Origin of the sequence: Lapillicoccus sp., from assembly GCF_025353065.1 — a bacterium.
In the GTDB taxonomy this organism is placed as follows: domain Bacteria; phylum Actinomycetota; class Actinomycetes; order Actinomycetales; family Dermatophilaceae; genus Lapillicoccus.
In genome coordinates this window covers 1-9,171 of the sequence record NZ_JANXRJ010000268.1, presented here as the reverse complement: position 1 = coordinate 9,171, position 9,171 = coordinate 1, and the positions used below count along the sequence as shown (strand labels likewise).

The following is a 9,171-nucleotide window of genomic DNA, read 5'->3' as shown; positions in this document are numbered from 1 at the left end:
GAGCTGTTCACGCGGGGCCTGATGCCCGACCAGTGGCACCTCGTCGGCAACGGCCGCGGGGACGTCGCCCACGAGGACTTCCGCGCCCACGTGCGGCAGGTGCTCGACGAGTTCGGCCCGAAGGAGATTGACGAGAAGCAGTGGGACGACTTCGCCGGACGGCTGCGCTTCGCCGGGGGTGGCTTCGAGAGGTCCGACCCCGGGAGCCTGCTCGACGTCCTCAAGCAGTCGCACGACGAGGTGGGCGCCGACGCGCGCTACGTCCACTACCTCGCCATCCCGCCGGTGGCGTTCGCCCGGGTGGCCGAGGGGCTGGCCGAGCACCAGCTCGTGCAGGACTCCCGCGTCGTCTTCGAGAAGCCCTACGGATCGTCGCTCGAGGCCTTCCACGAGCTCGACACCCTCGTGCACTCCGTGATGGAGGAGGAGCAGGTCTACCGCATCGACCACTTCCTCGGGAAGGAGGCGACCCAGAACCTCCACGTGCTGCGCTTCGGCAACGAGATGATGAACCGGGTGTGGTGCCGCGAGGCGGTGGCCCAGGTGCAGATCGACGTCCCCGAGACCCTCGACGTCGCCGACCGGGCCGGCTTCTACGACGCCACCGGTGCCTTCCGCGACATGATCGTGACGCACCTCTTCCAGGTCGCCGCCGAGGTGGCCATGGAGCCGCCGGTGAGCATGTCCGCCGAGGACCTCCAGGACGCCCGCGAGTCCGTGATGGCCGCCTTCCGGCCGCTCCAGGAGGAGGACGTGGTCTTCGGCCAGTATGCCGGGTACGCTGAGCTGCCCGAGGTGAAGGACGGGTCCACCACCGACACCTTCGCCGCCGCCCGCCTCTGGGTCGACACCGACCGGTGGCACGGCGTGCCCTTCCTGCTGCGCAGCGGCAAGCAGCTCGGGGTGAACCGGCAGGTCGTGACCCTGCTGATGCGCCCCGTGGAGGGGCCGCTGACCCAGGTGCCGCCGCACTCGAGCATGCTCCAGCTCTCGCTGTCGGGGTCCGGGGCGATCGAGATGCAGCTCGTCGTCAAGGAGCCCGGGGCCGAGCTGAACCTCGTGCCGACGCGAACGGACCTCGACCTCGGGAGCGTCGTCGAGGGCGCGGCCCTGCCCCCCTACGTCTCACTGCTCCACGACGTCACCGTCGGCGACCGGTCGCTGTTCACCAGCAGCGCGGGGCTGCAGTCCGCCTGGACGGCGGCCGCGGCTGTGGTCGACAGCACGGCTCCTCCGATCCCCTACGAGCCCGGGTCGTCCGGCCCGCGCGAGGCGGAGCACCTCACCGACGGGGTGGGCTGGCTCTCCGAGGCCGTCCCCGGCTGAGCCGCGGGTGCCGGGGCGCTCCGGCGGTCTCGTGTGCTGAAACCGCCGGAGCTGGGCGAACACGTCTCCCGGGAGAGTTGTCACACCGTGAGGGAGAGGTACCCACTCGCCTGCCTCTGACACATTTCCCGGGCCGCGATTCGTCAATCGTTGTCCGTCCCCTCTGACAGGATGGAATTCGTGTCCACCATCGTGTTCTTCCACGCCCATCCGGACGACGAGGCGAGCGGCACCGCCGGGTCGATGGCCCGCGCCGCCCGCGAAGGCCATCGGGTGGTCGTCGTCTACGCCACCAACGGCGACCACGGCGAGCCGGCCGCCGACCTCGCCGAGGGCGAGACCGTCGTCGCCCGCCGACAGTCGGAGGCCGAGGCCTCGGGCCGGGTCACCGGCACCGCGCGCATCGCCTGGCTGGGCTACGCGGACTCGGGCATGACCGGCTGGGAGCAGAACGCGGCCGCGGGCGCGTTCCACAGCGCCGACCTCGACGAGGCCGCCGCCCGGCTGGTGGCCGTCCTCGACGAGGAGGACGCCGACGTCCTGGTCGGCTACGACTGGCACGGCGGCTACGGCCACCCCGACCACGTCAAGGTCCACGACGTGACCGAGCGGGCGCTGGAGCTCGTCGCCCGTCGGCCCCGGCTCCTCGAGGTGACGATGAACCGCGACCGGATGCGCACGATGTTCGAGATGGCGAAAGCGGCCGGCATGGCCGAGGACTGGGACCCCGACGGGCCGGGCGACGACGGCAACCCCGTCGGCATGCCCGAGTCCGAGATCCACTGGGCGGTGCCGCTCGGTGACCTCGTCGCCACGAAGCGCGCGGCGCTCGCGTGCCACGCCAGCCAGACGTCCGACGTCGGGATGATGCTGGCGATGGAGCCCGACATCTTCGCGATGGCGTTCGGCACCGAGTACTTCATCGAGCCCGGCCACGACGCCGGTATGCGTGAGGGCTGGTTCCTCGAGCCGAAGGGCTGACGTCAGCGCCGACGCGACACCGGTGGGCGATCGGTGCGGACGTTGCGGTCGGTATGGCATCGTCAGCCGGGTGCCGGACCTGACCCTCGCCGACGTCGTCGCCGCCCTCGAGCGGCTCTACCCGCCGCAGACCGCGATGGACTGGGACAGGGTCGGTCTGGTGGCCGGAGACCTCGCGCAGCCCGTGCGGCTCGTGCACCTCGCCGTAGACCCGACCCTCGCCGTCGTCGAGGAAGCCGTCGCTGCGGGCGCCGATCTCCTGGTCACCCACCACCCCCTGCTGCTGCGCGGGGTGAGCAGCGTGGCGACGGCCTCGGCCAAGGGCGAGACGGTGACGCGGGCGATCCTCGCCGGCCTCGCCCTCTACTGCGCCCACACCAACGCCGACGTCGCGAGCCCCGGCGTCTGCGACGCCCTCGGCGCCGCCTGCGGGCTCGGGTCGATGCGGCCGCTCGCCACCGGCCCGGGTGCCGTGGGCCGCGTGGGCGACCTCCCGCACCCGATGGCGCTGCGGGCCTTCGTCGAGCGGCTGGCCAGCGTCCTGCCGCAGACCGCCGGAGGGATCCGGGTCAGCGGCGACCCGGACGCGCAGGTGACCCGCGTCGCGGTCGTGGGGGGGTCGGGCGACGACCGGTTCGAGGCGGTGCGGGCGGCCGCCGCAGACGTCTACGTCACGGCCGACCTGCGGCACCACCCGGTCCTCGAGGAGCGCGAGCAGACCCGCTACGGCCGCCCCTACCTCGTCGACGCCGGCCACTGGGCGAGCGAGTCGGCGTGGCTGGCCGTCGCCGGGCGCGCGCTGCTCGTCGAGCTCGGCATCGTCCCGAGCACCGATCCGGAGGAGGGCGACGAGGGGTCCACTAGGTTGGAGACCTACGTCTCGACCCTGCGCACCGAGCCCTGGAGCTTCGTCGTCGGGGCCAACGCCGTGTCGCCCCTGCCGCCCACGCCCCTGCCGCCTACGCCACCTGGAGGTACCCCCTGAAAGCCGACCCGACCAGCCAGCTGAGGCTGCTCGACCTCCAGGCCGTCGACACCCGTCTCGACCAGCTCGCGCACGCCCGCCAGACCCTGCCCCAGCTGAAGGACATCGCGGTGCTGGAGGCGAAGGCGGCCCTCCTCGACACCGACCTCATCAACGCCCGGACCGCGGTCTCCGACATCCAGCGCGACGTCGACAAGGCGGAGTCCGACGTCCAGCTGGTGCGCGACCGCGCCGCCCGCAACCAGGCACGACTGGACGCCGGGCAGGGCACCGCCAAGGACCTCCAGGCCCTGCAGCACGAGCTCGAGTCGCTCGCGCGCCGCAAGAACGACCTGGAGGACGTCGAGATCGACGTCATGGAGCGCGCCGAGTCCCTGGGCGAGCGGCTGTCGGCGCTCGAGGCGTCGCGGGCCGACCTCGGCGTCACCCTCGCGGAGCTCGCCTCGGCCCGGGACGGCAGGTTCGCCGAGATCGACGCCGAGGCCGAGCTGTCGGCGACGCGGCGGGCCGCCATCGCGCCCGAGGTCGGCGACGACCTGGTCACGCTCTACGAGAAGGTCCGCGCCAGCAGCGGAGGCATGGGCGCCGCAGAGCTGAAGCAGCGCCGTTGCGGCGGCTGCCGGCTCGAGCTCCACCAGGGCGACATGGACCGCATCCGCGCCGCTGCCGACGACGAGGTGCTGCGCTGCGAGGAGTGCCGCCGCATCCTCGTCCGCACGGCCGAGTCCGGGCTGTCCCACCCGGTCGCGTCATGACCTACGCCGGAGACGTCAGCCCCATCGACGCGTATGCCGCGCTGCAGGCCGATGCGGACGCCGTCCTCGTCGACGTGCGGACGCAGGCGGAATGGACCTACGTCGGCCTGCCCGACCTCACGGACCTCGGCAAGCGGGTCGTCACGATCGAGTGGCAGACCTTCCCGGACGGCGCCCGCAACGCCGACTTCCTCGAGCAGCTGCGGGGCGCCGGACTCGGCGAGGACACGCCGATCTACTTCCTCTGCCGCAGCGGGGTGCGCTCAGCCGCAGCGGCCGAGCTGGCCACCGCGCGAGGTCTCGGCCCGGCATACAACATCAGCGACGGTTTCGAGGGTCCGCACGACGACGAGGGACACCGTGGGGTGGCTGGGTGGAAGGCCGCCGGACTGCCCTGGCGACAGGGCTGAGAGGCGTGACCGGCATGAGCGACGATCGTGAGCCCGGGCTGCGACCGGACACCCTGGCCGTGCGGGGAGGCCTGTCGCGCAGCGGCTTCGACGAGACGTCCGAGGCCCTCTACCTCACCTCCGGCTTCGTCTACGCCACCGCGGAGGAGGCGGAGGCCGCCTTCAAGGAGGAGATCGACCGCTTCGTCTACTCCCGCTACGGCAACCCCACGGTGCGGATGTTCGAGGAGCGGCTGCGGCTGCTCGAGGGGGCCGAGGCCTGCTTCGCGACGTCCTCCGGGATGGCGGCCGTCTTCGTCGCGCTCGCCGCGCTGCTCGGACAGGGCGACCGCCTCGTCAGCTCGCGTGCGCTGTTCGGGTCGTGCTTCGTCATCGTCGACGAGATCCTCCCGCGGTGGGGTGTCGAGTCCGTCCTCGTCGACGGGTCCGACCTCGAGCAGTGGCGCGCCGCTCTCAGCGTGCCGACGACGGCGGTGTTCTTCGAGACGCCGAGCAACCCCATGCAGGAGCTCGTCGACATGGCCGCCGTGTCGGAGCTGGCCCATGCCGCTGGCGCGAAGGTCGTCGTGGACAACGTCTTCGGCACCCCGGTGTTCTCGAAGCCGCTGCAGCACGGGGCCGACATCGTCATCTACTCCGCGACGAAGCACATCGACGGCCAGGGCCGCGTCCTCGGTGGGGCTGTCCTCGGCCCGCGCGACTTCGTGGGCGGACCGGTGAAGAACCTGATGCGGCATACGGGTCCGGCGATGTCGCCCTTCAACGCCTGGACCCTCGTCAAGGGGCTCGAGACCCTGTCGCTGCGGGTCGAGCGCCAGGCCGCCAACGCCCTGACCTTCGCCCGAGCCCTCGAGGAGCACCCAGCGGTGACGTCGGTGCTCTATCCCTTCCTGCCGTCTCACCCGCAGCACGAACTGGCGAAGGCGCAGATGAGCGGCGGCGGCACCGTCGTGACCTTCTTCATCGACGGCGGCAAGGACGAGGCCTTCCGGGTGATGAACGCCCTCGAGGTCATCGACATCTCCAACAACCTCGGCGACGCGAAGTCGATGGTCACGCACCCGGCGACGACGACGCACCGACGGCTCAGCCCCGAAGCCCGCGCCGCCGTCGGCATCACCGACGGCACCCTGCGCATCTCGGTCGGCCTCGAGGACGTCGCCGACCTCGTCGGGGACATCACCCGAGCGCTGGCTCGGATCCAGCGCCGTGAGACCTAGCGCACGAGAACGAGCGCGCCGAGAGCTGCCGCGCTGGCGACGACGGCACAGACCAGACCCTCCCGGGCCAGGTATGCCGTGCTGACGGTGACCTCGGCGGCGCGGCACCGCTGCCGCCACAGGAGGGTGGCCAAGGACCCCCAGACGGTGATCAGCGGACCGACGTTGACCCCGATGAGCAGCGCGAACAGGCGCACGGGCGCGTCGGAGGACACCGACTCCAGAGCGAGGTAGGCCGGCAGGTTGTTGACGGCGTTGGCCGACAGCAGCCCCACACCACCGACGCGGAGGAGCGCCCCGGCCCCCGTGCCCGCCCCCACAAGGGAGGTCAGCAGCTCGCGCAACCCGTGGTTGATCGCGACGTCGACGACGACGAACAGCACGCTGACGCCGATGACCATCTGCCACGGCACCGAGACCCGCCGCAGCAGGGTGCGGTCGCGGACCAGCACGGTGCCGACGAGGATCGCGGCCGCCGCCGCCGAGGGTATCCACGGGGTGAGGCCGGCGACGAAGGCCGGTCCGAGGGCGATGCAGCAGACCGAGGCGACGACCAGCAGCGTCCGGTCGTGCGTCTCGGGCGACGACTCCAGGGCATACCGGCCCGTGAGCGCCCGGCGGTGGCGCAGCGCGAGGAGGAGGACCGTGGCGACGATGGCCGCGAGGGCCGGGGCCCACGCCAGCCGGAGGTAGCCGAGCTGCCCGACGCCGAGCTGGCCGAGGCGGTGCAGGGCGAGGAGGTTGGTGAGGTTGGAGACCGGCAGCAGCAGGGACGCGGTGTTGGCCAGCCACAGGGTCGTCATCGCGAAGGGCAGCGTCGCCACCCCCACCTGGCGGGCCACGGTGATCGCCACCGGGGTGAGGAGGACGGCGGTGGTGTCGAGGCTGAGGACGATGGTGCTGACGCAGGCGATGGCGACGACGAGCAGCCAGAGGACCCAGACCCGCTGGCGCCCGGCGCGCGCCGCCCAGTGGGCCGCGACGTCGAACACGCCTGCCGCGTCAGCGATCTCGGCCACCACGGTGATGGCGATAAGGAAGGCGAGGACGGGGACGACCCGGCCGGCGAGGTCAGCCAGCTCGGCGCTCATCGGCCGCCGCCGGGGGACCGGACCGAGGCGTCGAGCACCCACGGCTGATCGACCTTGGTGGGCTCCGTCAGGGCGACGTCGAAGGCCTGGCCCACCACCTCGGCGAGGCCTCGAGGGGTGCGGGCGTCGAGGCCGACCTCGCACAGGTGCCGGGCCACGAGGCCTCGCGTGTGCTTGGCCAGGTGGGTCGCCCCCGGGACTCGGACCTGCACCCAGCGCCTCGCGAGGGGGCCGCGCGGGACCCATGCGGCGGCATACGTGCTGCTGCGGCAGTCGACGACGACCCCGCGGCCGGCCGCCTCGGGCAGCACGGCGGCCAGGGGCTCGCGCCACACCGCGGCGAGGGGTCCGAGCGGGGGGAGGTTGACCGCCATCGACAGCCGGTATGCCGGGACCCGGTCGACCATGCGCACCGCGCCGAAGAGCGCAGAGACGACGACGAGCCACCGGTTCGCCCGCCGGCGCGCCGCGGTGTCCATGCTCGCGAGGTCGAGCGCCGCGTAGAGGACCCCCGAGTAGACCGTGCCCGCGGGGGCCGTCGGCGCGGTGAGGAGCCGGGTGTTGCGGGCAACCTCCTCGACCAGGTGGGGGGAGACGCCGAGCCGGTCGTGCGCGTCGGGGCGGGTGCTCGTGGCGGCGACGGCTTCGACGACGGCGCGCCGCGTGGAGGTCAGCTCGGGGAAGGAGAGGGCACCGAGGTCGAGCGGACGTCCCCGCCCCGCCGGGGTCTTGCCCTCGGACGGCGGCAGCAGGATGAGCACGGACGGCAGGCTAACCGTTGCCGTACGGCACATTGCTGTCGGGCGTCAGGCAACGTCCGCACCGACGCGACACCGATGTCGCGTCCGCGCGGACGTCGGTGCACGTGGCCGGGTGCCTAGAGTGGCGGCATGGCCCAACACGTCATCCGCTACCGCACCACACCGGCCGTCCCGGTCTCGTCGGTGGCGGCCGATCCCCAGGGTCTGCTGGCCCGGTTCGACGCCATCCGGATCGAGCTCGAGGTGCCGCAGGACTTCCCGCCGGAGGTGACGCAGGAGGCCCTCACCGTCGCGGCCTCGGTCACCCTCCCGGAGCGCGACGAGACGGCCGTGCCGTTCTGCACGATCGACCCGCCGGGATCGATGGACCTCGACCAGGCTCTGCACATCGAGCGGGCCGGCGACGCCTACCGCGTGCGCTACGCGATCGCTGACGTGCCGGCGTTCGTCGCGCCGGGTGGCTCGATCGACACGGAGGCCCGCCGGCGAGCGGTGACCATCTATGCACCGGATCGCCGGTCGCCGCTGCACCCGCCGGAGCTGAGCGAGGGCGCCGCGAGCCTGCTGCCCGGTCAGGTGCGGCCGGCGTTCGTCTGGGACCTCACTCTCGACGCCGACGGCGACGTCGCGGAGACCGGCATCGCCCTCTACCGGGCGCAGGTCCGCAGCGTCGACCGGCTCGACTACGACCACGTGCAGCAGGCCGTCGACGCGGGGACCGACGACGAGCGGCTGGTCCTGCTCAAGGAGGTGGGGGAGAAACGAATTGCGTTGGAACGAAAGCGTGGTGGGGCCAGCCTGCCGATGCCGGAGCAGGAGGTGAGGCAGGAGGGCGGAGACTTCACTGTCTCCTTCCGACCTCCCCTCGCCGCGGAGGACTGGAACGCGCAGATCTCCCTGATGACCGGGATGGCCGCGGCGACGCTGATGCTCCGCGGCGGAGTGGGGATCCTGCGGACGATGCCGCCGCCGGACGCCGGCGCGGTCGCACGGTTCCGGCGGCAGAGTAGCGGGCTCGGCATCGAGTGGCCCCAGGGGGAGCCCTACGGCGAGTTCCTGCGCCGCCTCGATCGCGACAACCCCCAGCACCTCGCGCTGATCCACGAGGCCACGGCGCTGTTCCGGGGTGCGAGCTACACCCCCTTCGACGGCGCGGCCCCCGAGCAGCCGTTGCACGGCGCGGTCGCCGCCTCCTACGCCCACGTCACAGCGCCGCTGCGGCGGCTCGTCGACCGCTTCGGGCTGGTCGTGTGCGCTGCGCTCGCGGTGAAGGAGCCGGTGCCGGACTGGGTCCGTGAGGCGCTGCCCGCCCTGCCTGACCTGATGAGGTCGGGCGACCACAAGGCACACGCGGTCGACCGCGCCTGCACCGACGCGGTGGAGGCGGCGGTGATGGTGCAGCACGTCGGCGAGACCTTCGCCGCATCCGTCGTCGACGCCGACCGCCAGGGCCAGGTCGTCGTCCAGCTCACCGACCCGGCGATCGTCGAACGGGCCTCGGGCAGTGCGGCGCTCGGCTCACAGGTGCGGGTACGGGTGGACGCGGCCGAGGTCGCCACGAGCACGGTCGACCTCGTCATCGTCTGATCGCCTCGCCTTCGAACCCGTCCCCGCCCCGCTGAGGTCGTGGTCTGGCGCTGAG

The 9,171-nt window shown here is 72.6% G+C and carries 9 protein-coding genes; 7 read left to right on the top strand and 2 right to left on the bottom strand.

Features of this window, described 5'->3' with window-relative positions; all coding sequences use genetic code 11:
- From Q0R63_RS19545 to Q0R63_RS19520, 6 genes are all read left to right on the top strand, one after another.
- Window positions 1–1,326: glucose-6-phosphate dehydrogenase (locus Q0R63_RS19545; protein ID WP_295701120.1), on the top strand; the 1,326-nt coding region annotated here is incomplete at its 5' end.
- A gap of 171 nt (window positions 1,327–1,497) precedes the next feature.
- A complete protein-coding gene (locus Q0R63_RS19540; RefSeq protein WP_295701118.1) occupies window positions 1,498–2,307 on the top strand; it encodes a PIG-L family deacetylase in 810 nt (269 codons plus the stop codon).
- Between the two features lie 70 nt (window positions 2,308–2,377).
- Window positions 2,378–3,292, top strand: a complete 915-nt coding sequence (locus Q0R63_RS19535) for a Nif3-like dinuclear metal center hexameric protein (RefSeq protein ID WP_295701116.1) — start codon at window positions 2,378–2,380, stop codon at window positions 3,290–3,292.
- Between the two features lie 110 nt (window positions 3,293–3,402).
- A complete protein-coding gene (locus Q0R63_RS19530) occupies window positions 3,403–4,047 on the top strand; it encodes a C4-type zinc ribbon domain-containing protein (protein ID WP_366521179.1) in 645 nt (214 codons plus the stop codon).
- Window positions 4,044–4,457: a rhodanese-like domain-containing protein gene (locus Q0R63_RS19525; RefSeq protein WP_295701113.1), complete on the top strand. Its 414-nt coding sequence runs from the start codon at window positions 4,044–4,046 to the stop codon at window positions 4,455–4,457. The genes Q0R63_RS19530 and Q0R63_RS19525 overlap by 4 nt, the downstream gene beginning before the upstream one ends.
- A gap of 14 nt (window positions 4,458–4,471) precedes the next feature.
- Window positions 4,472–5,677: an O-succinylhomoserine sulfhydrylase gene (locus Q0R63_RS19520; RefSeq protein WP_295701110.1), complete on the top strand. Its 1,206-nt coding sequence runs from the start codon at window positions 4,472–4,474 to the stop codon at window positions 5,675–5,677.
- On the opposite strand, the gene Q0R63_RS19515 is transcribed toward Q0R63_RS19520, so the two are convergent.
- Both Q0R63_RS19515 and Q0R63_RS19510 read right to left on the bottom strand, forming a co-directional pair.
- A complete protein-coding gene (locus Q0R63_RS19515; protein ID WP_295701108.1) occupies window positions 5,674–6,810 on the bottom strand; it encodes an SLC13 family permease in 1,137 nt (378 codons plus the stop codon). The genes Q0R63_RS19520 and Q0R63_RS19515 overlap by 4 nt on opposite strands.
- Window positions 6,765–7,529: a peroxide stress protein YaaA gene (locus tag Q0R63_RS19510; protein WP_295701106.1), complete on the bottom strand. Its 765-nt coding sequence runs from the start codon at window positions 7,527–7,529 to the stop codon at window positions 6,765–6,767. The genes Q0R63_RS19515 and Q0R63_RS19510 overlap by 46 nt, the downstream gene beginning before the upstream one ends.
- A gap of 129 nt (window positions 7,530–7,658) precedes the next feature.
- Between Q0R63_RS19510 and Q0R63_RS19505 the strand changes: the two genes are divergently transcribed.
- On the top strand, window positions 7,659–9,116 hold the full coding sequence (locus Q0R63_RS19505) for an RNB domain-containing ribonuclease (RefSeq protein ID WP_295701103.1): 1,458 nt from the start codon (window positions 7,659–7,661) through the stop codon (window positions 9,114–9,116).
- Window positions 9,117–9,171: the final 55 nt, after the last annotated feature.

Coding starts and splice junctions, on each gene's coding strand:
- Q0R63_RS19520 (WP_295701110.1), top strand. CDS start 4,472: ATGAGCGACGATCGTGAGCCCGGGCTGCGACCGGACACCCTGGCCGTG.
- Q0R63_RS19505 (WP_295701103.1), top strand. CDS start 7,659: ATGGCCCAACACGTCATCCGCTACCGCACCACACCGGCCGTCCCGGTC.
- Q0R63_RS19540 (WP_295701118.1), top strand. CDS start 1,498: ATGGAATTCGTGTCCACCATCGTGTTCTTCCACGCCCATCCGGACGAC.
- Q0R63_RS19525 (WP_295701113.1), top strand. CDS start 4,044: ATGACCTACGCCGGAGACGTCAGCCCCATCGACGCGTATGCCGCGCTG.